Here is a 23,812-nt window from a genome sequence, read left to right as displayed (position 1 = left end):
CGCTATTGAGATATCAAGCAACACGCGCACATCGTCGAGTACCCGCTGCGGCGGTTCATCTCTGAGGCTCGTTGCCGGCGGGGGATCCCGTCCGACGACTTCTACTTGCTTCGTCGTCCCGGCGCGAGTCACTACTCTAGCAGTTCTTCGCGGCCAGGTCCAACTCCGCTCCGTGTGGTCCCGGTCACCTCCGGATCGCGATGCGATCCTTCCGTGTCCGAGTCACGGCCGCTGGTCCGATCGCTCGTCCCGGCGGATCTGCAGTGATTCCCAGTCGCTCAGGTCCTCGCTCCTCCCGGGGGAGGCTCTCGGCCCTTCGCGTCTGCGTCCTCGCTGCTGACAAGAAGGAACATTACGGGTCCCGAGAGGGGCCGTCAAGCCGCTCCGTTCAACCTCCGTTCACCCTGCTGGGCAGACGTTTTACCAGGTCAGCCTCCGTTTAGGCGGGACGGGAAAGCGCTCGTTCATCCCAATGTGACCCACGCTTGAGAGAGGGGTCACCGGCCCTTATCGTCAGGTTGACAAGCAAGCTCGTCGGCGGCTAAACGCTTGCCGCGGACGGCCGCTCCGGAGAGCCCGGCGGTCCACCATTCCGGTACGCCCCCGGATACGCACCGAGCCCCGTCCCTCGACTGTGCGTCGAGTGGCGGGGCTCGGTGGGGCAGTGGCGGGATCCGCGCCGTCGTGTCGACATGGGGAGTCGACGCGACGGACCGGTCAGTCGAGGCGGTGCACCATCGCGGCGTTCTTGCGACCGCGACGCAGCAGGAGCCTCGCCCCCGGCAGCGCGTCGAGCTCTCCGACCTCCCGTGCGAGCTCGTCGGCGGAGATCTTCTCCCCGTTCACGGAGAGTCCTCCCCCGTCGGCGTCCCGTCGGGCCGCGCCCTTGGACTGAGCGATGCCAGCGCTGACGAACGCGTCGACCAGCGGCGTGGTCGCGGAGACCTCCGCCCCGGGCAGCTCGCGAGCGATGGCGAGGACGGTCTGCTCGTCCAGCGCGTGCACGTCGCCGCGTCCGAACAGCACGGCCGCGGCGGCCTTCGCCTGCTCGGTGGCCCGGGCCCCGTGGACCATCGTGGTCAGCTCGTCGGCCAGGGCCCTCTGCGCTGCACGCTCGTGCGAGGCCGTCTCGGTGGCGTGCTCCAGCTCGGCGATCTCCTCCTGGCTGCGGAAGGTGAAGAAGCGCAGGTAGTTCACGACGTCCGCATCGGCCGCGTTGAGCCAGAACTGGTGGAAGGCGTAGGGGCTGGTGAGCTCCGCGTCCAGCCACACCGCACCGCCCTCGCTCTTGCCGAACTTGGTGCCGTCGGCCTTGGTGACCAGCGGAGTGGTCAGCGCATGGACCTCGTGCCCCTCCACCTTGTGGATGAGATCGACCCCGGAGAGGAGGTTGCCCCACTGGTCGTTGCCCCCGTACTGCAGGGACACCCCGTGCCGGCGATGCAGCTCGAGGTAGTCGATGCCCTGCAGGACCTGGTAGCTGAACTCCGTGTAGCTGATGCCCTCATCGCTCTGGAGGCGGCGGGCGACGGTGTCCTTCGCGAGCATCGTGCCCATGCGGTAGTGCTTGCCCATGTCCCGCAGGAAGTCGAGCGCGCTCATCTGCCCGATCCAGTCGAGGTTGTTCACCATGGTCACGCCGAACTCCCCCTCGAGGTCGAGGAAGCGGGAGATCTGGCCGCGCAGGCTCTCGACCCAGGTCGCGACGATCTCGGCGTCGTTGAGCACGCGTTCGCCGGACATGCGGGGGTCGCCGATCAGACCGGTCGCCCCGCCCACGAGGGCGAAGGGGCGGTGGCCGGCCAGCTGCAGGCGACGCATCGTGAGCACCTGGGTCAGGTGGCCGACGTGAAGGGAGGCGGCGGTCGGGTCGAAGCCGCAATAGAGGCTGATCGGTCCGTCCGCCAGAGCGCTTCCGAGCGCCTCGCGCCCGGTGGTCTGCACGACGAGTCCTCGCCAGGCGAGCTCGTCCAGGACGGAATGCATCGATCGTTTCCTCTCGGTGGTGCGGTGCGGCGCCCGGTCGGGGCCACGGTCATTGTCCCCCACTCACAGGGCGGGGTGCCACGCGATATCGCGCGCGGGCCCGACGGCGTCGGCGGTCGTGGACGGCATGCGAGAGGCCCGGGACCTGTCATGTGCAGGTCCCGGGCCTCTCCCATCCCTCCGGTGGACACCGCGCCGGGAGGCGGGTGTCGCGGCGCGGCGCCCGGCCACCCAGGGGCGGAGCTCGCCCGGCAGGCAGGGCCCGGAGCGCCGCCTCGTCGCGCGGGTGTCAGCCCTCGGCGCGGTCCCGGGTGAAGGAGCGCAGACCGGCGACCTGGGCGGCCGCGGCGTCGGTCTGCTCGGCCACCCGCACCGGGGCGGTGCCGCCCTTCGCATCGCGGGAGGCGATGGAGCCCTCGACGGAGAGCACCTCCCGGACCGAGGGGTCGAAGTGCTCGGAGATCCCGGCGAGCTCATCGTCGGTGAGGTCCCACAGCTCCTTGTCCTGCTCCTCGGCGACCTTCACGCAGGAGCCGGAGATCTCGTGCGCGACCCGGAACGGGACGCCGCGGCGCACGAGGTGGTCGGCGATGTCGGTGGCGAGGGAGAAGCCCTGCGGGGCCAGCTCCGCCATCCGCTCCGTGTGGAAGGTCAGTGTCGCCATCATCCCGGTGAAGGCCGGGAGCACGAGGTCGAGCGAGTCGACCTGGTCGAAGACCGGCTCCTTGTCCTCCTGCAGGTCGCGGTTGTACGCCAGCGGCAGCGCCTTGAGCGTGGTCAGCAGCCCCACCAGGTCGCCCACCACGCGCCCGGCCTTGCCGCGGGCGAGCTCGGCGATGTCGGGATTCTTCTTCTGCGGCATGATCGAGGAGCCGGTGGAGTAGGAGTCGTCCAGCGTGATGAACGAGAACTCCTTCGTGTTCCACAGGATGACCTCCTCCGCGAGACGCGAGAGGTCGATGCCGATCATCGCCAGCACGAAGGAGAACTCCGCCGTCAGGTCCCGCGAGGCGGTCCCGTCGATCGAGTTCCACACCGAGTCGCCGAACCCGAGCTCGCGGGCGACGGCCTGCGGGTCCAGGCCCAGGCTCGAGCCCGCCAGGGCGCCCGAGCCGTACGGGGAGGAGTCCGCGCGGGCGTCCAGGTCCCGCAGCCGCTCCACGTCCCGCAGCAGTGGCCAGGCATGGGCCAGCAGGTGGTGGCTGAGCAGCAACGGCTGGGCGTGCTGGAGGTGGGTGCGGCCCGGCATGGGCGCGCCGTGCACCTCGCGGGCGCGGGCCACGAGCACGTCGACGAGGTCCAGGACCTGCTCGCCGACCGCACGGGCCTGGTCGCGGATGAACAGGCGGATCAGGGTCGCGATCTGATCGTTGCGGGAGCGCCCGGCCCGCAGCTTGCCGCCGAGGTCCTTCCCCGCCCGCTCGATCAGGCCGCGCTCGAGGGCGGTGTGCACGTCCTCGTCCTCGGGGGCTGCGGCGAAAGCGCCGGAGGCGACGTCGGCCGCGAGGCGGTCCAGCGCGTCCTGCATCCCGGCGAGCTCCTCGTCGGTCAGCAGCCCGGCGGCGTGGAGCACGTTCGCGTGCGCCTTCGAGCCGCGCAGGTCGTACTGGGCGAGCCGCCAGTCGAAGTGCGTGGACACGGACAGCGCCGCCAGCGCGGCCGCCGGACCGGAGCCGAAGCGTCCGCCCCACAGCGCGGCGCTCTCCTGCGCGGCCGACGCGTCGGCCCCGGGACCGAGGGCGCCCGTCGGCTCACCGTGCGAGTTCGCGGAGGGGGCGTCGCTCATGCCTGCTCCTCGGCGGCGTCGAGGTCCTCGCCGTTGCCGAGCGCCACGTCGCGGGCCGCGGCCTGCTTGGCGGCGAGGCCGTAGATGTCGATGAAGCCGCGGGCGCTGGCCTGGTCGAAGGTGTCGCCCTCGTCGTAGGTGGCGAGGTTGAAGTCGTACAGGCCGGTCTCCGAGCGGCGTCCGGTGACGGTGGCGCGGCCGCCGTGCAGGGTCAGGCGGATGTCGCCGTTGACGTAGCGCTGGGTGTCCTCGATGAAGGCGTCCAGCGACTTCTTCAGCGGGGAGAACCACTGGCCGTCGTAGACCATCTCGGTCCAGCGGTCGCCGACCTGGCGCTTGAAGCGGGCCTGCTCGCGCTCGAGGGTCACGCGCTCGAGCTCCTGGTGGGCGGTGATCAGCGTCATCGCGCCCGGCGCCTCGTAGACCTCGCGGGACTTGATGCCCACCAGGCGGTCCTCGACGATGTCGATGCGTCCGATGCCCTGGGCGCCGGCGCGGCGGTTGAGCTCCTGGATCGCCTCGAGCGGGGTGACGGCGCGGCCGTCGATCGCGACGGGGACGCCCTGCGCGAAGGAGATGACGACCTCGTCGGCGACCGGCGGGAAGGCCGGGTCGTCGGTGTAGGAGAAGACGTCCTTGGTGGGCTCGTTCCAGATGTCCTCGAGGAAGCCGGTCTCGATCGCGCGGCCCCAGACGTTCTGGTCGATGGAGAAGGGGTTGTGCTTGGTGGTCGCGATCGGCAGGCCCTTGCGCTCGGCGTACTCGATGGCCTTGTCGCGGGTCAGCGCGAGGTCGCGCACGGGGGCGATGCACTTGAGCTCGGGGGCGAGCGAGGTGATCGAGACCTCGAAGCGCACCTGGTCGTTGCCCTTGCCGGTGCAGCCGTGGGCGACGGTGGTGGCGCCGTACTTCTTCGCGGCCTTGACCAGGTGCTTGGTGATCACGGGGCGGGAGATCGCGGAGACGTTCGGGTAGGCGTCCATGTACAGCGAGTTCGCCTTGAGGGCGGGCATGCAGTACTCGTTCGCGAACTCGTCGCGGGCGTCGGCGACGTAGGCCTCGACGGCGCCGCAGTCCAGGGCGCGCTGGCGGATGACCTCGAGGTCCTCGCCGCCCTGGCCCACGTCGACCGCGCAGGCGATGACGTCGGCGCCGGTGGCGTCGTGGATCCAGCCGATGGCGACGGAGGTGTCGAGTCCGCCGGAGTAGGCGAGGACGATCTTCTCGGTCATGAGGGGTGCTCCTAGGTCGTGGGGGTTCAGTGGTGGTCGGGGTGGTGCTGCGATGGCCGGGGCGGGCCGTGCGGCGGCGGGACGGGCGCGGGGGCCCGGTCCCTGGGTCCGGAGGTGGGCGAGGTCAGGGTCTGCGAGGTCAGGGTGCCGGGGTCGTCCCGGCGGGGGCCGAAGGGCGGACCTGCCCGGTGCGCGCCGTCACGGCGCCTCGCCGCCCTCGTCCTCGTCGAGGGCGCCGAGCTCGCGCCGGCCCTCGGCCAGGTCGAGGAGCCGCTCGGCGAGGCGGTCACCGCCGGCGGGGTCCCGGGAGACCAGCAGGACGGTGTCGTCCCCGGCGATGGTACCGAGCACGTCGGGCATGACGGAGCGGTCCATCGCGGAGGCGAGGTACTGGGCGCCGCCGGGCGGGGTGCGCACGACGACGAGGTTCCCGCTCGCCTCGGCGGAGACGAGCAGCCCCTCGGCCAGCCGCGGCAGGCGCGCCTCGAGCAGCTCGCCCTCGGCGCCGACGGGACGGGCGGTGCCGCCCTCGGGCGGGAGGCGGTAGACGAGGCTCCCGGCGGAGCCGCGGACCTTCTCGGCCTGCAGCTCGACGAGATCCCTCGAGAGGGTCGCCTGGGTGACCTCGATCCCCTCCGCGGTCAGCAGCTGCGCGAGCTGCGACTGGGAGGAGACCTCCTCGTGGGTCAGCAGCTGCACGATGCGCTGCTGGCGCGAGGTCTTGGTCTGCGCGAGGGCGCGCCGGGAGTCGCTCATGCGCGCTCCCGGGCGCCGCGGGTGCGGACGTGCGCGACGGCGTGGGCGGCGGTGCTCTCGTCGGGGTGCTCGAGCAGCCAGGTCAGCAGGGCCTTCTGGGCGTGGAGGCGGTTCTCCGCCTCGTCCCACACCACGGAGACGGGACCGTCGATGACCTCGGCGGTGACCTCCTTGCCGCGATAGGCGGGCAGGCAGTGCAGGAAGATCCCGCCGGAGAGCGCCATCAGCTCGGAGGTGACCTGGAAGGGGGCGAAGGTCTCCTCGCCGCGGCCGTCCTCGCCCTCCTGGCCCATGGAGACCCAGGTGTCGGTGATCACGGCAGTGGCGCCGTCGACCGCCTCGCGCGGATCGTCGGTGACGAGCACCGCGCCGCCGGTCGACGCGGCGATGTCCTCGGCGCGGGCGACGATCCCGGGGTCGGGGCGGTGGGAGGCGGGCGAGGCGATCCGCACGTCCATCCCGGCGGTGACGCCGCCGAGCAGATAGGAGTGGGCCATGTTGTTCGCGCCGTCGCCGAGATAGGCGAGGGAGCGCCCGGCGAGCGCGGCGTCCCCCTCGGCCAGTCCCCCGGTGTGCTGGGCGATGGTCTGGAGATCGGCGAGGATCTGGCAGGGGTGGAACTCGTCGGTCAGCGCGTTGACCACGGGCACGGTCGCGTGGGCCGCCATCTCCTCGATCCGCTCCTGTCCGAAGGTTCGCCACACGATCGCGGAGACCATGCGCGTGAGCACCTCGGTGGTGTCGGCGACGGACTCGCCGCGTCCCAGCTGGCTGGAGCCCGCGTCGATCACCAGCGGGCTGCCGCCGAGCTCGGCGATGCCGGTGGCGAAGGAGACGCGGGTGCGGGTGGAGGCCTTGTCGAACATGACCGCGACGGTGCGCGGGCCCTCCAGGGGGCGCTTGGCGAAGCGGTCGCCGGCGAGCTCGAGCGCGAGGGCCAGGACCTCCTTCTGCTCCGCGGGGCTCAGATCGTCGTCGCGCAGGAAGTGGCGGGGCATGTCAGGACCTCTTCTCGTCGGTGGTGGAGGCGGCGGCCTGCTCGGCGGCGTCGAGCAGGGCGGGCAGCGCCTCGACGAAGGAGCCGAGCTCCTCGTCGGTGATGATCAGCGGCGGGGCGAGCCGCAGGGTGCTCGGGTTCGCGGCGTTGAGGATGAAGCCGTGCTCGAGGGCGGCGACGACGACCTGCGGCGCGATCGGGGCGGCGAGGGTGATCCCCTGCAGCAGTCCTGCGCCGCGCACGCCGGTGATCCGCGGATCGCGCCCGGCGAGCTCGAGGATCCGGGCCTGCAGCTGCGTGCCGAGGGTGCGGGCCTTCCCGAGCAGGCCGTCCTCGGCAAGGGTGCCGAGCACGGCGAGGGACACGGCCGCGCCCAGCGGGTTGCCGCCGAAGGTGGTGCCGTGCTGGCCGGGGCTCAGCAGGCCGGTGGCGTGCTCGCCGAAGGTGAGCACGGCACCGATCGGGAAGCCGCCGCCGAGGCCCTTGGCCAGCGTCATCACGTCGGGTTGCAGCCCCTCGATCGCCTGGTGGGCGAACCACTCCCCCGTCCGCCCGACGCCGGTCTGGACCTCGTCGAGGATCAGCAGGGCGCCGTGGCGGGCGGTGAGCTCGCGGGCCGCGCGGAGGTACTCCTCCGTCAGCGGCAGCACTCCGGCCTCGCCCTGGATCGGCTCGAGCACGAGCGCGGCGACGTCCCCCGGGGCGAGGGCCGCCTCGAGTGCGGCCACGTCGCCGGCGGGCAGGAACTCGACCCCGCCGGGCAGCGGCTCGAAGGGGGCGCGGTAGGCCTCCTTGTGGGTGAGGGCGAGCGCGCCCATGGTGCGGCCGTGGAAGCTCTTCTCGAGCGCGAGGATCCGGGGCCGCCCGGTGCGGCGGGCGATCTTGAAGGCCGCCTCGTTGGATTCGGTGCCGGAGTTCGTGAAGAACACGCCCGAGCCCTCGGGGGCCTTCGCCAGCTGCAGCAGGCGCTCGGCGAGCTCGATCTGGGTGGGGGTGGCGAAGAAGTTCGAGACGTGCACGAGGGTGCCGGCCTGCTTCGTCAGCGCGGCGACCACGTCGGGGTGGGCGTGGCCGAGGGCGTTGACGGCGATCCCGCCGAGGAGGTCGAGGTACTCCTTGCCGTCTGCGTCCCATACGTGCGTGCCCTCGCCGCGCACGAGCACGCGCTGCGGTGTGCCGAACACGCCGATCATGGAGCGGGAGTAGCGGCCGGCGAGCTCCTGGGCGCCCTGCGGCGTCGTGCCTTGCGGCGTCGTGTCCTGCGTCTGCGTCTCAGACATAGTCGTCCCTCCTGACCATCGTGCCCACGCCCTTGTCGGTGAAGACCTCCAGCAGCACGGCGTGCTCGATCCTGCCGTCGGTCATGGCCGCGGTGCGCACCCCGGAGTCCACCGCGTCCAGCAGCGACTCGGCCTTGGGGATCATCCCGGCGGTGAGGCCGGGCAGCATCTCCCGCAGCTCGCTCGCGGAGATCTCGGGGATCAGCGAGTCGCGGTCCGGCCAGTCGCGGTAGAGGCCCTCGACGTCGGTGAGCACCACGAGCTTCTCGGCGTCCAGGCCGGCGGCGAGCGCGGCGGCGGCGAGGTCGGCGTTGATGTTCAGGACCGCGCCGGTGGGGCGGCCGTCCTCGTCGGTCTCGGGCGCGATCGAGGAGACCACCGGGATCCGGCCGGCGTCCAGGAGGTCCTGGATCGACTCGGGCCGCACCTCGGTGACCTCGCCGACGTTGCCGAGGTCGACCTCCTGGCCGTCGACGACGGTGCCGCGGCGGCGGGCGGCGAACAGCCGCGCGTCCTCGCCGGACATGCCGATCGCGTAGGGGCCGTGGCTGTTGATCAGGCCGACGAGCTCGCGGCCCACCTGGCCCACCAGCACCATCCGCACCACGTCCATGGTGTCCTCGTCGGTCACGCGCAGCCCGCCGCGGAACTCGGACTCGATGCCGACGCGGCCCAGCATCGCGTTGATCTGGGGGCCGCCGCCGTGGACGACGACGACGTGGATGCCCGCGTGGCGCATGAACACCATGTCGGCGGCGAAGGCGCGGCGCAGGTCGTCGTCGATCATGGCGTTGCCGCCGTACTTGACCACGACGATCTTGCCGCGGAAGCGCTGCATCCAGGGCAGCGCCTCGATGAGGATCTCGGACTTCGCATGCGCCGCGGCCTGGGCCGGGGTGAGGTCGGCCAGCGGGTTCTTGGACGGCGCGGCGGACGGCTTCGATGTGGTCATGAGGAGTAGGCGCTGTTCTCTTCGACGTAGTCGTGGGTGAGGTCGTTCGTCCAGATGTCCGCGCTCGCGGAGCCAGCGCCGAGGTCCACCTCGATGAGGGTCTCGCGCGGGGTCATGTCGACCTCGGAGCGGTCGCGGTGGGCGCCGCCGCCGCGGCACACCTCCACGCCGTTGACGGTGACCGAGAGGTCCTCGACGGCGAAGGGGGCAACGGCCTCGGGCACACAGCCGGCCGCCGCGACGATCCGGCCCCAGTTGGGGTCGTTGCCGAAGATCGCGGCCTTGACCAGGTTGGAGCGGGCGATCTCGCGGGCCACGGCCTCGGCGGCGTCCTCGGCGGTGGCGGAGCGGACCACGACGTGCACGTCGTGGCTGGCACCCTCGGCGTCGGCGACGAGCTGGCGGGCGAGGTCCGCGCTGACCGTGCGCACCGCCTCGGTGAGCTCCTGGACGCCCAGGGTCACGCCGCTCGCCCCGGAGGCCAGCAGGATGACGGTGTCGTTGGTGGACATGCAGGCGTCGGAGTCGACGCGGTCGAAGGTGGTGCGGGTCGCGCCGCGCAGCGCCTCCTCGGCGGTGGCGGCGTCGACGTCGGCGTCGGTGGTGAGGACGACGAGCATGGTCGCCAGCTGCGGGGCGAGCATGCCGGCGCCCTTCGCGATCCCGCCCACGACAACGCCGGAGGGGAGCGTGACCTCGGCCGTCTTCGGGACGGAGTCGGTGGTCATGATGGCGCGGGAGGCGGAGGCGTCGGCCTCCTCCCCGGCGTCGAGCCGGTCGACCGCCGAGGTGACGCCGGCCAGCAGCGGCTCCATCGGCAGCCGCTCCCCGATCAGGCCGGTGGAGCACACGAGCACGTCCTGGGCCGCGATGTCGAGGAGGTCGGCGAGGTGCTCGGCGGTGCGGTGGGTGTCCTGGAACCCCTCGGGCCCGGTGCAGGCGTTGGCGCCGCCGGAGTTCAGGACCACGGCGCGGGCACGGCCGTCGGCGACGGCCCGGCGGGACCAGATCACGGGCGCGGCCTGGACGCGGTTGGCGGTGAACACGGCGGCGGCGACGTCGCGCGGGCCGTCGTTGAGGACGAGGGCGAGGTCCTCCTCGGGGGCGGCCTTGATGCCGGCGGCGAGGCCGACGGCGCGGAAGCCGCGGGGGCGGGTGATCGACACGGGGTCTCCTGGGAGCGTGGGGCGAGGCGAGGGGCGCGGTGGGTGGGGCTCGGACGGGCGGGCCGGCCGACCGACCGACGGGAGCCGACGGGCCGGCGGAGCCCGGCGGGCGAGGATCAGGGGGCGAGCGCGGTGCGGCTGAGCCCGGTCGCCTCGGGCAGGCCGAGGGCGAGGTTCATCGACTGGAGCGCGGCGCCGGCCGTGCCCTTGACGAGGTTGTCGATCGCGGAGATGACGGTGGCCTGGCCGCTGCGGGCGTCGACGGCGGCGCCGATGCGGATCGTGTTCGCGCCGGCGACCTGCCCGGTCGCGGGGGCGCTGCCCTCGGGCAGGACGGTCACGAAGTGCTCGCCGGCGTAGTCGTGTTCGAGGGCGGCGAGGAGGTCGGCGGTGGTGGTGCCCTCGGCGACCGGGGCGGTGCACACGGCGAGGATCCCGCGGCTCATCGGCACGAGCACCGGGGTGAAGCCGAGGCGGGCGTCCTCGCGGCCGGTGGCGCGGCGGAGGTTCTGCAGCACCTCGGGGATGTGGCGGTGGGTGCCGCCGACGGCGTAGGGCGCGGCGGTGCCGGAGGCCTCGGAGAACAGCAGGTGCTGCTTGGCGGCGCGGCCGGCGCCGGAGTAGCCGACGGGCAGGACCGCGCTGAGCGCGCCGGCGTCCAGCAGCTCGGCGCGCAGCAGCGGGGCGAGGGCGAGGGTCACGGCGGTCGCGTTGCAGCCGGGCACGGCGATCTCACGGGCGGTGCGCAGCTGCTCGCGCTGGCGGGTGCCGTCGGCCAGCGGCAGCTCGGGCATGCCGTAGGTCCAGGTGCCGGAGTGCTCGCTGCGGTAGTAGGCCTCCCACTCCTCGGCGCTCTCGAGCCGGTGGTCGGCGCCGAGGTCGAGCACGAGCACGTCCGGGTCCTCGGCGCGCAGGGCGGCGGCGATCTGCCCCGACTGGCCGTGCGGGAGGGCGAGGACCACGACGTCATGGCCGCGCAGGGTCTCCACGCCCGTCTCCTGCAGCACGGGGTCGTGGCCGAGGTCGATGTGCGGGGCCACCTCGGAGAACCTCTTGCCGGCGCTGGAGTGCGCGGTCACGGTCGCGACGTCGACGCCGGGGTGGCCGGCGAGCAGGCGCAGGGTCTCCCCGCCGGCGTAGCCGGAGGCGCCGACGACGGCGACGCGCGGGCGTCGTGCGGTCCCCTCGATCGCCGGGACGGGGGCGGTGGCGCTGCTCTCGGACATCATGCCGGAAGTATATACAGCGCTCTGCATGATCAGCCAACGGGGGTGCGGAGTGTTCACGTGATGGACGGACCGGGCGGCCGGGCACGCGGGGCCGGAAGGACGGCGCCCCGTCCGGTGGTCCGACTCGACCGAGGGTCCCCGCGCGTCAGCCCCGCGGGCGGCGGAGAAAGGGGATGACGGGCAGGCCGACGCGAGCGCCCCTGCTCGCCTGGACGGTCCCGACGATCGCGTAGATCAGCTGCACCAGCCCGAGCACGAAGTAGAGGATCACCACGGTGACCACGACGGCCTCCATCGCCGGATGGAACAGCACGCCGTCGCCCGTGGACTCCCCGGTGAGCACGCCGAGCGCGAGCGAGAGGGCCATCAGCACCGGCCAGCACAGCTGGGTGAGGCCCCAGTTCGCGGCGCGCACGCCGTTCTCGGCGGCGAGGCCGCCGTGGCGGCGCTGTCGGAGGCCGACGACGAGCTGCGTGATCCCGGCGATGAGCACGTTCGCGAACGGGATCGGGACGTAGGCGAGGAAGCCGAGCGCCCAGGCGATCGTACCGCGCGGCTCGGGTCGCACCGCCGCGTACGACGGCACGGGCCCGGCGGCGGACTCGGGGTGCGGGGCTGCGGGGTCAGGCTCTCCGTGAGGCGTGGTCACGGCCACACCCTATCCAGACCGGAACCTCCCCCGTCGGGCCGACGGCGAGCGCCGTGCGTCTGAGGACGCGTCGCGGACGCAGGAGGGACCCCGCCCGGTCGAGCGGGGCCCCTCCCCTGCGTGGTGGCTGCTGCGCGCCTCGTCGGCGCCGCGGCCGCTCAGGCCCGCAGCACGCCGCCGACGGCGGACTGGACCGCGGCGATGATCCGCCGGCGGGTCTCGCCGATCTGCTCGGCGGTCAGCGTGCCCTCGACGGAGCGGAGCCGGATCGCGAAGGCGAGGGACTTCTTCCCCTCCCCGATCTGCTCGCCGGTGAACACGTCGAACAGGTGGACGCGCTCGGCGAGGTCGCCGGCGCCCACCACGATCGCGGCCTCGACGGCGCTCGCAGGCACGGACTCCTCCACCACGAAGGCGAAGTCCTCCTTCGCCGGCGGGTAGGTGGGCACCGGCACGGCGCGCACCACGGAGGGGGCGGCGGCGATCACGGCCTCGAGGTCGAGCTCGAAGGCGGCCGAGCGGGCCGGCAGGTCGAACTCCTTCAGCACGGCGGGGTGCAGCTCGCCGGCGGCGCCGACCACCCGGCTGTCCCCGTCGGCCGTGTGGACGCGCAGCTCGGCGGCGCGGCCCGGGTGGAAGGGCGCATGCTCGGTCTGGCGCACCTCGAGCTCGGCGCCGACGGCGGCGGCCGCGCGGCGGGCGAGGTCGAGCGCATCGGTCCAGCCCCATGGCGCGGGCTCGCCCTGCCAGGAGTCGGGGCCGGAGGCGCCGCCGACGACCGCGGCGAGCGCCCCGGTCTGCGCGGGCAGCGCGGCGAGGATCGCCTCGAGCTCCTGCTCGCTGGGACGCTGCGCGGCGGCGGGCACCGGGGCGGCGCCCTGTCCCCCGCTGGCGAGGAACACGGAGCCGCGCTGGAAGATCGCGACCGACTCCTCACCGCGGCCGAGGTTGCGGCGCGCGGTGGGCAGGAGGCTCTGCAGCAGCTCGGTGCGCAGCAGAGGCTCGTCCTCGGAGAGCGGGTTGAGGATCCGCACGGCCTCGCGGCGCGCGTCGTCCGTCCCGTAGCGGAGCCGGTCGTGCACGGAGCCGGCGACGAACGGGGCGGAGTTCACCTCGACCAGGCCCGCCTCGGCGAGCGCGCGGCGGGCGGCGCGTCGGCCGCGCTGGGCGACCGTCAGGCCGCGCCCGCCCGGCGCCGTCGGCAGCACCGAGGGGATCTCGGCGTAGCCGACCAGACGCGCGATCTCCTCGACGAGGTCCTCGCGGATCGTGAGGTCGGGGCGCCACGACGGCGGGGTGACCAGCAGGCCGTCCTCGCCCTCGCGCGCGACGGTGCAGCCGATCGCCTCGAGGGAGGAGATCACCTGCACGTCGGTATAGGCGATGCCGACGACGCGCTCGGCGTCGTGCAGGTCCGCGCTGATCGGGGCGGGTGCGGCGACCGAGCCCTCGTCGGTCACGCGGGCGGAGACGGTGCCGCCGCCGTGCTCGACGATGAGCTGGGCGGCGCGGTGCGCGGCGATCAGCGGGAGCTGCGGGTCCACGCCGCGCTCGAAGCGCTTGGACGCCTCGGAGGGAAGGCGGTGGCGGCGCGCGGTGCGGGCCACGGTGACGGGGTCGAAGGTCGCGGCCTCGAGCACGATGCTCGTGGTCGCGTCCGACACCTCGGTGTCCTCGCCGCCCATGACGCCCGCGAGGCCGAGCACGCGGTCTCCCGCCGGTCCGCCGGCGTCGGTGATCAGCAGGTCCTCGGGATCGAGGGTGCGCTCGACGTCGTCGAGCGTGGTGAGCTCCTCGCCCTTGCGGGCGCGGCGCACGGTGATGGGGCCGACGAGCTTCTCGGCGTCGTAGGCGTGCAGCGGCTGGCCCAGGTCGAGCATCACGTAGTTGGTGACGTCGACGATCAGGGAGATCGGGCGCATGCCGGCGAGGGTGAGGCGGCGGGCCATCCAGCGCGGGGTCTGCGCGGCGGGGTCCACGCCCTCGACCTCGAGCGCGACGAATCGGGTGCAGCCCTCGGCGCCGTTCAGCGGCGCCTCGTCCCGCATCTGGACGGGCACTCCCCCGGCCTCGGTCGCAGTGATCGCGACCTCGGACGCGGGGTCGGTGAAGGCGGCGCCGGTGGCGTGGCCGTACTCGCGCGCCACGCCCCGCATCGAGAAGCAGTAGCCGCGGTCGGGGGTCACGTTGATCTCGACGACCTCGTCCGCGAGGCCCAGCAGCGCGATCGCATCGTCTCCCGGCTCGGCGGTGAGGCCGCGTGCGTGGCCGCGGCCGAGCACGATGATGCCGTCCTCGCCGTCGGGGTCCGGGCCGAGGCCCAGTTCCTCGCCGGAGCAGATCATGCCGTCGGAGGTGTGGCCGTAGGTCTTCCGCGCGGCGATCGCGAAGTCGCCGGGCAGCACGGTGCCGGGGAGGGAGACCACGACGAGATCGCCCTCGACGAAGTTGTGCGCGCCGCAGATGATGCCGCGGCTCGGACGCTCCTCGCCGGGCTGCGGGTCCTTGGGATCGTCGGCGTCCTCGTTGTGCTCGGGGCCGACGTCCACGCGCACCCAGTTGATGGTCTTGCCGTTCTTCTGCGGCTCCTTGACGAGCTCCAGCACGCGGCCGACCACGAGCGGTCCGGTCACCTGCGCGCCGAAGATCGCCTCCTCCTCGAGGCCCACGCGGGAGAGGTCGGTGGCGACCTCGAGCGCGGGGGCGGTCGCAGGGAGCTCGACGTGCTCGCCGAGCCAGGTCAGGGGAATGCGCGGCATCTCAGATCTCCGTCCCGTAGTGCTGGGAGAAGCGGACGTCGCCCTCCACCATGTCCCGCATGTCCGCCACGCCGTTGCGCAGCATGAGGATGCGCTCGATCCCGAGGCCGAAGGCGAAGCCCTGGTACTCCTCGGGGTCCACCCCGGCGGCGCGCAGCACGTTCGGATGGACCATGCCGCAGCCGCCCATCTCGATCCATCCCGTGCCGCCGCAGACGCGGCAGTCCGGGTCCGCGTCGTGCTCGAGGCCGAGCCGTGCCTCACAGGCGAAGCAGCGGAAGTCCATCTCGGCGCTCGGCTCGGTGAAGGGGAAGTGGTTGGGGCGCAGGCGCGTGATCGGCTCGCCGCCGAAGAGGTGCGCGGCGAGCGCGTCGAGGGTGCCGACCAGGTTCGCCATGGTCAGGCCCTTGTCGATCGCGAGGCCCTCGACCTGGTTGAACATCGGCGAGTGGGTCGCGTCGATCTCGTCGGCCCGGTAGACGGTGCCGGGACACGCGATGTACAGCGGGGCGCCGCGCTCGAGCATCGCGCGGATCTGCACCGAGGAGGTCTGGGTGCGCAGCAGCATCCCGGAGTTCTCGGGCGCGAGGTAGAGCGTGTCCTGCAGCGAGCGCGAGGGGTGCTCTGCATCGGCGTTCAGCGCGTCGAAGTTCAGCCAGGAGGACTCCGCCTCGGGGCCCTCGGCGATCTCCCAGCCGATCCCGACGAAGAAGTCCTCGATCCGCTCGGTGAGGGTCCACAGCGGGTGCGCGGCGCCGCGGGGCCGACGGTCCGTCGGCAGCGTCATGTCGACGGTCTCCGCGGCGAGCGCGGCCTCCTCCTCGGCGGCGGCGAGCTCGGCCTGGCGGGCGGCGAGCTCCTTCTGCACGCGGCCCTTGCCCTGGCCGACGAGCTTGCCGGCGGCGGCCTTCTGGTCCTTGGGCAGGTCCTTGATGGCGCGGTTCGCGGAGGTCAGCACGCTGGCGTCGCCGACGTGCTCGATGCGCACCTGCTTGAGGGCGGCGGTGTCGGGGGCCGCGGCGATCGCGGCGAGCGCGGCGTCGACGGCGGCGGTGATCGACTGCTCGTCGATCGAGGGCCCGCCGGGCGCGGGAGATGTCTCGGACACGGGGTTCGCTTTCGTCCTGGAGTGCTCGGAGGATGCGCGCGCCGGGACGCGGGCACCGCGGACCATTCTAGGAGAGGCCGCGCCGCCGGGGCGCCGGGCATGGGGAGTGCTCCCCATGTCCCGCTCCGCCGCGCCGCACTAGCCTCGTGGCACGCCCGGAGGACGGGCCGGCACGAGCAGAGGACGAGGACCGTCCCGCCGTGCCCGGGAACCGCCGCACGGTGAGGCGAAGTCGCTGGCCGCGCACGGACGACGCAGGGGACGGGACGGGGAACGCGATGGCCTTCCAGGGGGCGGACACGCAGCAGCTGCGGGCTCACGCGAGTCTCATGCGACAGGGCTCGGAGCAGCTGCGCACGAGCGCGCTGGGCATCAGCCGCTCGGCGCAGTCCGTCACCTGGTACGGAGAGGACGCCGAGCGCTTCCGTGAGAGCTGTTCCCTGGTCGTGCGGAAGATGGAGGCGCTCGGCGAGCGTCTGACCGTGCTCGAGGACGAGCTCGGCCGTCATGCCGAGGAGCAGGACACGGCCTCCGACGGCGACGGGACCGGGCTCGGGGGGCTGCTCGGGGTGACGTTCGGAGGGATGGCCGGCGGTCTGCTCGGGCTGCTGGGTGGACTCTCGCGAGGGGCCGGCCCGACCAGCCCCTTCCTCGGGATGAGCGGCAGCGCGGCAGGGGTCCTCGCGGGCCTCTCCGGCGGCGGCTTCGACACGACCGGGCTGGCCAACGAGATGGGCACGCCGATCGACCCCGCGACGTTCGATCAGGACGGAGAGACGACGGTCAACCGCGGGACCAGCACGAAGACGGGGAACCGCACCGAGTCGGAGGAGACCACCTTCAGCGATGACGGTTCGGTCACCCAAAGCTACTCGAGCAAGACCGAGGTGGAGTTCGAGGTCGGGAACGACGACAACGGAGGCTCGGTCACCTTCAGTCGCAGCGCGGGGGGATCGGTCACCACCCATGCCGATGGCTCGATGACCTTCGAGTTCGAAGGGAGCGTCGGCGGAGAGGCCGAGGCCCATGGGCAGGTCCGCGGGGTCGAGGGATCCGTCAAGAGCTCGGCCGAAGCCACCGGGACGCTCACGATCCACCTGCCTCCGGGCACCCCGCCGGAGGCTGTCGACCAGATCAACCCCTTCGACCCCTCGACACTGCCCGAGGGAGGGAAGATCGTCCTGTCCGGAGAGCTCTCGGCCGCCGCCGGTGCGGGCCTGGGATACAAGGACGTCGTCTCTGCGGAGCTCGGGCTCACCAGCTCCAAGGAGTACGTCACCGAGATCGCGAAGGGCGAGGACGGTACGGTCACGCTCGACCGTGGCCCCGGCGACTCCTCGGGCATAAATTTCGGGCTGCAGATCGGTCCGGACGAGGCCAATGTGAAGGTCGAGGGGTCTGGGGCGACCAAGACGTCCTACGTGCAGCATGCCGAGTTCGAGAACTCAGATCAGGGCACCGCCGCGTTCCAGGAGATGCTCCTGGGCGGAGAGCTCCCTCCGCCCGAGAGGGAGGGAGTCAACGAGGTCTACAAGGACAAGATCCTCAGCAAGTCCGACGACATCTCCATCACCGCCACCGCCGGGGCCGACGGCAACACCGCCCACGCCGGTGCAGGGCATTCCAACGCTCAGATCTATGACGTGACCCGTGAATATGCGAACGGCGAGTGGGTGCGTGAGCATCGTTTCTCGCCGAACGGTGAGGGGATGGGCGACGGCAACTCGCCGTACGGCGTCACGCACACCAGCTCCGACGGGGAGCCGGTCTACGAGCTGCGCTACCCCCAGGATGGATCGGCACCTCCCACCTCGTACAACGAGATGTACGTGAACGCGCCCTACACCTTCGGCGAGGACCAGGTGATCAACGTTCAGCTCACCGAGGCCGAGATGGATCAGCTCATCGAGAACCGCGGCAAGGGCGAGACGCCGGAAGAAGTGCTCAACGCCTACGCCACGGAGGGCCCCGAGGGGGCGCGACGAATGGCGGAGGACTATTCCATGGCCGGTCCGGGACAGGGCGGTGCGGCACCGGGTGAGGTCACCGCACCCGGCGCAGGGGTCGACCCCGCTCAGGGAGGTGGCGGCGGCGGGACCGGCAGTCCGGGAAGCACCCGAGCGACCCCGTCCTCGAACTGACGCCCGCGAACCGGCCGACGCATCCGGCGCGACACGGATAGGCTGGCCAGGACCCTGTTCCCTCGAAGGAGGCCAGCATGTCCTGGACCGTGAAGGGCGTCGTCGCCCTCGCAGAGAAGAAGCCCGCCGAGCTCGTGGACATCGTGATCCCCGATCCCGGCCCCAACGACGTCGTCGTCGACATCGAGGCGACCGGCGTGTGCCACACCGACCTCGCCTATCGCGACGGCGGCATCAACGACGAGTTCCCGTTCCTGCTGGGCCATGAGTCCGCCGGCCGCGTCTCCGCGATCGGCGAGGACGTCACCCACGTCGACATCGGCGACTACGTCGTGCTGAACTGGCGCGCCGTGTGCGGCGAGTGCCGCGCCTGCAAGAAGGGCGTGCAGCAGTACTGCTTCGACACCCACAACGCCTCCAAGCCCATGACGCTGACCGACGGCACCGAGCTCACCGCCGCCCTCGGCATCGGCTCCTTCTCGGAGAAGACCCTGGTCCACGAGGGCCAGTGCACGAAGGTCTCCGAGGACGCCCCGGCCGAGGTCGCCGGTCTGCTGGGCTGCGGCGTGATGGCCGGCATCGGCGCGGCGATCAACACCGGCCAGGTCCAGCGCGGCGAGTCGCTCGCCGTGATCGGCCTGGGCGGCGTGGGCTGCGCCGCGATCGCGGGCGCGAAGCTCGCCGGCGCCACCACGATCATCGGCCTCGACGTCGACGAGAAGAAGCTCGCCGCCGCCGAGGAGCTCGGCGCCACGCACACCCTGTGCACCAAGGACCTCTCGCCGCAGCAGGTCGCCGAGAAGGTGCAGGAGCTCACCGGCGGCTTCGGCGCGGACGTCGTCGTCGACGCGGTCGGCATCCCGCAGACCTACGAGACCGCGTTCTACGCCCGCGACCTCGCCGGCCGCGTGGTCCTCGTCGGCGTGCCCCGCCCGGGCGTCGAGGTCACGCTCCCCATGCTCGACGTGTTCGGTCGCGGCGGTGCGCTGAAGTCCTCCTGGTACGGCGACTGCCTGCCCGAGCGGGACTTCCCCTATCTCACCGACCTGTTCCTGCAGGGCCGTCTGCCGCTGGACCGCTTCGTCACCGGCCGAACGGATCTCGCCGGCACGGACGCGGCGCTGGACGGCCTGCACGACGGCGCGAACCTGCGCACCGTGGTGGAGGTGGCCAAGTGACCGCGCGGCTGGACCATGCCGTCACCTCGGGCACGTTCTCCCTGGACGGCGAGACCCACGAGGTCGACAACAACGTGTGGGTGCTCGGCGACGACGAGCAGTGCGTCGTCCTCGACGCCCCGCACGACGTCGAGAAGGTCGAGGAGCTCGTCGGGAACCGCGAGTGCGTGGGTATCCTGCTCACCCACGCGCACGACGACCACGTGCGCTTCGCCCCGGAGCTCTCCGAGGCGCTCGAGGCCCCGATCCTGCTGAACCCCGCCGACCGCGAGGTCTGGCAGCTCACCCACGGCGACCTGCCCTGGGACGACGACGTTGCCGACGGCGACATGTTCACGATCGCGGGTGTGAACCTCGAGGCGCTGCACACCCCGGGCCACTCCCCCGGCTCGACCTGCTACTACTCGGAGGAGCTCGGTGCCGTGTTCACCGGGGACACCCTGTTCCAGGGCGGCCCCGGTGCGACCGGCCGCTCCTTCTCCTCGCGGGAGACGATCGAGGAGTCGATCCGCGAGCGGCTGTTCCAGCTCCCGGACGACACCGTGGTGCACACCGGCCATGGCCCGGACACCACGATCGGTGCGGAGAAGAAGGCGGCGCAGGGCGACTGGCTCTGAGCGAGCTCTCGATCCGGACGACGCCCGAGCGCCGCGTGCCCTGAGGCGTCACATCTCTCGCTGACACCGGCGGCGGTCCTCCACGGAGGGCCGCCGCCGGCGTCTGTCACGCCCCTGCACGCGATGCCCGCGAAGCACAGTCTCCGCTGGTCAGCGTCCCTCAAGGGTTATCCACACACCTTTCGACCGTCGGGGCGAATCGGTAGAATCGACCACATGTCCCGGAGGTGAGGAGCGCCCCCGAGGTGACCGCGAGGAGGCGGTGAGGATGGGCGAGTTCGAGGCCGACGCCGAACCGCTGCTGCTCGCACCTCCGAGCCCCGAGGCAGCCTCCGCCCTGTCCCGTGTCCGGGCCCGTCGGCGCCGACGCCGCCGTGCGACCCGCGAGCACATCTCGCGCATCGGCGAGCATCGAGCGCCGGAGACGGCCGAGCTGCTCGAGCAGCTGTGGGACGGCGGTGCCGAGGACTCCCGCCGACTGGCCCGGCGTTTCCGCGCGATCGTCGGCGCGACCCACGACCCGCTCTCCCCCGAGGCGCTCCCTCGCGAGGCGCGCGCGATGGAGGAGCTGCACCTCTCCCTCGCCCTGCGGTGCACCCGCGCACAGGCGCGGTCGGCCATCCGCGAGGCGCATCGCGTGGCCACACTGCTCCCCCTGTGCTTCGCACGGCTATCCCGCGGCGAGCTCCCCGCGCAGTGGTTCGAGAAGCTGCTGGAACGCACCGGGACCCTCGAGGACGATGCCCTCCGGCGGCTCGACGTCGAGCTCTCCCGCACCGACCTCTCCGTCTCCCCCGAGGTCTTCTCGCGGATCCTCGGCCATCTCCTCGCCGCCGCGGTCGCGCGCAGCGAGGAGCCGGAGCACGCCCGGCCCGAGAACCGCCGCCGCGTGGTCCTGGACCCGCCCCGACCGGACGGCACCGGCTGCCTGCGCATCATCGGTCCGATCCCGGAGATCCTCGACCTGTCGCGACGGCTGGATCTCGCGGCTCATGCCGTCCGTGACGGTCAGCGACGCGCCTTCGAGCAGGGCACCCCTCTGCCGGTCGATCCGGGCGGCGAGATCGAGGCGAGCTGCCTGATCCCCTCCCTCACCCGCACCCGCTACAACGTGCTGATGAGCTCGGCCCTCGCCACGGGGGACGCCGCACCTCCTCCACCCCAGGTCCGCGTCAACGTGACGGTCCCGGTCATGACCCTCCTGGGCCAATCGGACGCTCCCGGCATGCTCGACGGCACCATCCCGCTCCCCGCCCGGATGGCCCGCGAGCTCGCCGGGCACGAGAGCACCTGGTATCGGGTCCTCACGGATCCGACGTCGGGCCGCTTCCTCCCCGCCCCGGCACAGCGCTACCGGCCCACCGCCGAGATGCGCGCGCACCTGCTGCTGCGCCATCCCACCTGCGCGGTGCCCGGCTGCGGCCGCAGCTCCTCGATGCTGTCCGAGACGGATCACCTCGAGGAGTACGACCACGGCGACCCGTCCGCCGGCGGCACGACCGACGCGGAGAACCTGCACGAGCTCTGCCGCGAGCACCACCGGCTGAAGACGCTGGGCCTGCTGGACCCGGTGCGCGACGACCTCGAGGGCACGACCTGGTGGGGGAGCTCCGGACTGATGATGGCCCGGCAGGAGGACGGCCGGGATCTCGCCACCGCCCAGGTCGTCGATGAGATGACCGCCGCCTGGGAGCAGCACGAGCACCTCCGACACCTGCGGGCCGAGGCGGCCTCGCGCCGACGATGGGTGCGGGAGCAGGGCCTCTCCCCCGGCGACGTGGTCACCGGACCGGATGGCGAGGACGGCTGGTGGGTCGGACACGACGGGGACCTGCATCCACCGTGCGAACCGCCGCCGTACTGATCACGTCGTGCTGGTGCCGGACAGACCCGCCGCTACTGACCAGGAGACTGGTCGCCGCTGTCCGCAGCACCTGCGGCGGCTTCCTGTCGTTCCGCTGCGCCGTCAGCTCCGCGAAGTCCTGCACCCCCACTCCCGGCCGGGGACGAGCTGGCCGCACCCCCGGACCGCAGGCCCGCCAGATAGGCGTTGTACGCCGCGAGCTCGGCGCCGCCGTCCCGCTCGGCCTTGCGGTCGTACTGCCGGGCCCGTCGGTCCTCGGACTTCATCCACAGCACCGCCACGATGATCGCGTACCCGACCGTCGGCACCTCGGAGATCGCCCACATGATCGAGGCGCCCCGCTCCTGGATCAGCATCAGACGGTCAGGGCCGTACATCCCCAGCTCCGAGTACCAGCCCTCCGCGACCAGCCAGGTCGCCGAGTACAGCGCGATCCCGAAGAAGGCGTGGAACGCGAGGGTCACCAGCAGCGTGATCAGCTTCAGCACCGGATTGATCGGCTTGGTGGAGGGGTCGATGCCGATCAGCACCCAGGCGAAGAGATAGCCCGAGGCGAGGAAGTGCACGGTCATCAGCACATGACCGAGATGGTTGTACATCGCCAGTTCGAACAGCGGGGTGAAGTAGAAGATCACCAGCGAGCCGGCGAAGATCAGCCCGGCCACCGGCGGGGAGGAGATCAGCCGCGAGTAGCCCGAGTGCAGGGCGGCCAGCACCCACTCGCGCACCCCGCGGGACCCGTCGGTGCGGGGCGAGGTGGCGCGGGACAGCATCGTTACCGGCGCGCCGAGCACCCACAGCGGCGGCACGATCATCATCATCGCCATGTGCTGGACCATGTGGGCGTCGAAGCGGAACTTCCCCCAGGCCGCCGCGCCGCCGGAGATCACCCAGGCGAAGGCGAGGCAGCCGGCGAGGAAGGCGAGGGTGCGATGCCACGGCCAGTCGTCGCCGCGCCGTGCCAGGCGCACCGCCCCGGTCAGATACAGCCCCGCCATCACCACGGCGAGGGCGATCGCGATCCAGTCCGGCTGGACGACAGTGAACATCGTCGTGGGCGAGAACTCCTGCTCGGGCGGGAGGAAGCCCGCCAGCGAGAGCACCTTCAGGTCGCCGCTGGCGGGGACCGACTGCGGCACGGGCGGGGCGGAGCGGCCCAGCGCGATCGACGCCCCGATCACGGCGGCCATCAGCACGCCCTCGGTGAGGGCGAGATGGCGGAAGCGGAGACGCTCGCCGAGCCGTGCGCGCTGGAGCGCGCCGAGCACGGCGAGGACGACGAGGCCGAGCGTCTTGGCGAGCACGACCCGGCCGTAGCCGGTCGTGAGCAGGTCTCCCCAGCCCGACAGCCGGATCCCGGCGCTGATCAGGCCGCTGAGGGCCAGGGAGAGCACCGCGGCCAGGGCCCAGGGCGAGTAACGGCGGACCACGACGCCGAGCACCTCGTCGTCCATCCGCCCGGCGAGCAGCGCGATGGCCAGCAGCCCGCCCGCCCAGACGCTCACGGCGACGAGGTGCAGCGCCATGGCGTTGACGGCGTTGATGTGGTCCAGGCTCGCCCCGGCGTGCCCCACCAGCCCCAGCGACAGCGTGCCGAGGCCGGCGAAGGCGAGCCCCCAGCAGGCCAGCACGGTGGAGCGGGCCAGGGCGTAGGCGAGGGTCGCGAGCGCGGCGAGCACGGCGACGAGCATCTGCAGGCGTCCCAGCGCTCCGCCCATCGCGACGTCCCAGACGTTCAGCGCGGTGCCGGCACCGGTCGCCTCGAGCCCGCCGAGCGGGATCTGCGCGAGGGCGGCGAGGGTCCACAGCAGCGCCCCGGCGGCGGCGAGGCGCACGGCGCGGCGGCGCAGCGGGTCCAGCACCGTCGCCTCGCGGCGCGAGGGGCCGGGCAGCAGGAGCACGGCGGTCGCGCCCGCGCCGACGGCGAGGAGCAGGCCCAGGTGGTGCAGCGCCCGCACCACGGGCAGCCCGAAGGTCACCAACGGCGAGGCGGGCACGAGGGTCGCCGGGGACAGCGCCCCGGTGGCGAGCATGCCGAGCCCCGCGGCGAGCAGGGCCAGCAGGAGCAGGAGGGGGACCGCGGCGGTGCCGAGGGCGCGGCCGGGGCCGCGG

General features: G+C 72.6%; 17 protein-coding genes. 4 read left to right on the top strand and 13 right to left on the bottom strand.

The window, feature by feature from the left end:
• Positions 1 to 717 precede the first annotated feature (717 nt).
• The 12 genes from tyrS to pheS form a co-directional block, all read right to left on the bottom strand.
• Positions 718 to 1,986: a tyrosine--tRNA ligase gene (gene tyrS, locus HMPREF3159_RS09660; protein ID WP_070500838.1), complete on the bottom strand. Its 1,269-nt coding sequence runs from the start codon at positions 1,984 to 1,986 to the stop codon at positions 718 to 720.
• Between the two features lie 289 nt (positions 1,987 to 2,275).
• Positions 2,276 to 3,772 carry an argininosuccinate lyase gene (gene argH, locus HMPREF3159_RS09655; RefSeq protein ID WP_070500837.1) on the bottom strand — a complete coding sequence of 499 codons (1,497 nt, stop codon included), beginning with the start codon at positions 3,770 to 3,772 and terminating at the stop codon, positions 2,276 to 2,278.
• Positions 3,769 to 5,004, bottom strand: coding sequence for an argininosuccinate synthase (locus tag HMPREF3159_RS09650; protein WP_070500836.1), 1,236 nt, complete (start codon positions 5,002 to 5,004; stop codon positions 3,769 to 3,771). The genes argH and HMPREF3159_RS09650 overlap by 4 nt, the downstream gene beginning before the upstream one ends.
• A 198-nt stretch (positions 5,005 to 5,202) precedes the next feature.
• Entirely contained in the window at positions 5,203 to 5,760 is a 558-nt protein-coding gene (locus tag HMPREF3159_RS09645; RefSeq protein WP_053916895.1) for an arginine repressor, read from the bottom strand.
• Complete coding sequence (gene argF / locus HMPREF3159_RS09640; RefSeq protein WP_070500835.1) at positions 5,757 to 6,758, bottom strand: ornithine carbamoyltransferase; 1,002 nt, start codon at positions 6,756 to 6,758, stop codon at positions 5,757 to 5,759. Before argF ends, HMPREF3159_RS09645 begins: the two co-directional genes overlap by 4 nt.
• Before the next feature lies 1 nt (position 6,759).
• Positions 6,760 to 8,037, bottom strand: coding sequence for an acetylornithine transaminase (locus tag HMPREF3159_RS09635; RefSeq protein ID WP_070500834.1), 1,278 nt, complete (start codon positions 8,035 to 8,037; stop codon positions 6,760 to 6,762).
• On the bottom strand, positions 8,030 to 8,989 hold the full coding sequence (argB, locus tag HMPREF3159_RS09630) for an acetylglutamate kinase (protein ID WP_070500833.1): 960 nt from the start codon (positions 8,987 to 8,989) through the stop codon (positions 8,030 to 8,032). Before argB ends, HMPREF3159_RS09635 begins: the two co-directional genes overlap by 8 nt.
• A complete protein-coding gene (gene argJ, locus HMPREF3159_RS09625) occupies positions 8,986 to 10,155 on the bottom strand; it encodes a bifunctional glutamate N-acetyltransferase/amino-acid acetyltransferase ArgJ (protein ID WP_070500832.1) in 1,170 nt (389 codons plus the stop codon). Before argJ ends, argB begins: the two co-directional genes overlap by 4 nt.
• 116 nt (positions 10,156 to 10,271) lie before the next feature.
• Positions 10,272 to 11,381, bottom strand: coding sequence for an N-acetyl-gamma-glutamyl-phosphate reductase (argC, locus tag HMPREF3159_RS09620; RefSeq protein WP_141748165.1), 1,110 nt, complete (start codon positions 11,379 to 11,381; stop codon positions 10,272 to 10,274).
• A gap of 148 nt (positions 11,382 to 11,529) precedes the next feature.
• A complete protein-coding gene (locus tag HMPREF3159_RS09615; protein ID WP_246821590.1) occupies positions 11,530 to 12,033 on the bottom strand; it encodes a magnetosome magnetite crystal formation protein family in 504 nt (167 codons plus the stop codon).
• Positions 12,034 to 12,191: 158 nt separating this feature from the next.
• Positions 12,192 to 14,792, bottom strand: a complete 2,601-nt coding sequence (gene pheT / locus HMPREF3159_RS09610; protein WP_070500831.1) for a phenylalanine--tRNA ligase subunit beta — start codon at positions 14,790 to 14,792, stop codon at positions 12,192 to 12,194.
• A 1-nt stretch (position 14,793) separates the two neighbouring features.
• Positions 14,794 to 15,900: a phenylalanine--tRNA ligase subunit alpha gene (gene pheS / locus HMPREF3159_RS09605; protein WP_070500830.1), complete on the bottom strand. Its 1,107-nt coding sequence runs from the start codon at positions 15,898 to 15,900 to the stop codon at positions 14,794 to 14,796.
• 329 nt (positions 15,901 to 16,229) lie between these two features.
• Here pheS and HMPREF3159_RS09600 point away from each other — a divergent pair, with 329 nt between their 5' ends.
• The 4 genes from HMPREF3159_RS09600 (at position 16,230) to HMPREF3159_RS09585 (ending at position 21,700) form a co-directional block, all read left to right on the top strand.
• Positions 16,230 to 18,041, top strand: coding sequence for a hypothetical protein (locus HMPREF3159_RS09600; protein ID WP_141748164.1), 1,812 nt, complete (start codon positions 16,230 to 16,232; stop codon positions 18,039 to 18,041).
• Positions 18,042 to 18,118: 77 nt separating this feature from the next.
• Complete coding sequence (locus tag HMPREF3159_RS09595) at positions 18,119 to 19,219, top strand: S-(hydroxymethyl)mycothiol dehydrogenase (RefSeq protein ID WP_070500828.1); 1,101 nt, start codon at positions 18,119 to 18,121, stop codon at positions 19,217 to 19,219.
• Complete coding sequence (locus HMPREF3159_RS09590; RefSeq protein ID WP_070500827.1) at positions 19,216 to 19,836, top strand: MBL fold metallo-hydrolase; 621 nt, start codon at positions 19,216 to 19,218, stop codon at positions 19,834 to 19,836. Before HMPREF3159_RS09595 ends, HMPREF3159_RS09590 begins: the two co-directional genes overlap by 4 nt.
• Positions 19,837 to 20,104: 268 nt before the next feature.
• Complete coding sequence (locus HMPREF3159_RS09585; RefSeq protein WP_070500826.1) at positions 20,105 to 21,700, top strand: HNH endonuclease signature motif containing protein; 1,596 nt, start codon at positions 20,105 to 20,107, stop codon at positions 21,698 to 21,700.
• A gap of 32 nt (positions 21,701 to 21,732) precedes the next feature.
• On the opposite strand, the gene HMPREF3159_RS09580 is transcribed toward HMPREF3159_RS09585, so the two are convergent.
• Positions 21,733 to 23,812 (bottom strand): bifunctional copper resistance protein CopD/cytochrome c oxidase assembly protein (locus HMPREF3159_RS09580; protein ID WP_070500825.1); only part of this gene is annotated, 2,080 nt, incomplete at its 5' end.

It is taken from the genome of Brachybacterium sp. HMSC06H03 (assembly GCF_001807385.1).
Lineage (GTDB): Bacteria > Actinomycetota > Actinomycetes > Actinomycetales > Dermabacteraceae > Brachybacterium > Brachybacterium conglomeratum.
Note: the sequence above shows the minus strand (reverse complement) of the source record. Positions and strands in the feature narration are given on the sequence as shown.

What these genes read in the sequence shown, in the direction of transcription:
- tyrS (WP_070500838.1), bottom strand. Translation starts at nt 1,986, where the DNA reads ATGCATTCCGTCCTGGACGAGCTCGCCTGGCGAGGACTCGTCGTGCAG.
- argH (WP_070500837.1), bottom strand. Translation starts at nt 3,772, where the DNA reads ATGAGCGACGCCCCCTCCGCGAACTCGCACGGTGAGCCGACGGGCGCC.
- HMPREF3159_RS09650 (WP_070500836.1), bottom strand. Translation starts at nt 5,004, where the DNA reads ATGACCGAGAAGATCGTCCTCGCCTACTCCGGCGGACTCGACACCTCC.
- HMPREF3159_RS09645 (WP_053916895.1), bottom strand. Translation starts at nt 5,760, where the DNA reads ATGAGCGACTCCCGGCGCGCCCTCGCGCAGACCAAGACCTCGCGCCAG.
- argF (WP_070500835.1), bottom strand. Translation starts at nt 6,758, where the DNA reads ATGCCCCGCCACTTCCTGCGCGACGACGATCTGAGCCCCGCGGAGCAG.
- HMPREF3159_RS09635 (WP_070500834.1), bottom strand. Translation starts at nt 8,037, where the DNA reads ATGTCTGAGACGCAGACGCAGGACACGACGCCGCAAGGCACGACGCCG.
- argB (WP_070500833.1), bottom strand. Translation starts at nt 8,989, where the DNA reads ATGACCACATCGAAGCCGTCCGCCGCGCCGTCCAAGAACCCGCTGGCC.
- argC (WP_141748165.1), bottom strand. Translation starts at nt 11,381, where the DNA reads ATGTCCGAGAGCAGCGCCACCGCCCCCGTCCCGGCGATCGAGGGGACC.
- pheT (WP_070500831.1), bottom strand. Translation starts at nt 14,792, where the DNA reads ATGCCGCGCATTCCCCTGACCTGGCTCGGCGAGCACGTCGAGCTCCCT.
- HMPREF3159_RS09600 (WP_141748164.1), top strand. Translation starts at nt 16,230, where the DNA reads ATGCGACAGGGCTCGGAGCAGCTGCGCACGAGCGCGCTGGGCATCAGC.
- HMPREF3159_RS09595 (WP_070500828.1), top strand. Translation starts at nt 18,119, where the DNA reads ATGTCCTGGACCGTGAAGGGCGTCGTCGCCCTCGCAGAGAAGAAGCCC.
- HMPREF3159_RS09585 (WP_070500826.1), top strand. Translation starts at nt 20,105, where the DNA reads ATGGGCGAGTTCGAGGCCGACGCCGAACCGCTGCTGCTCGCACCTCCG.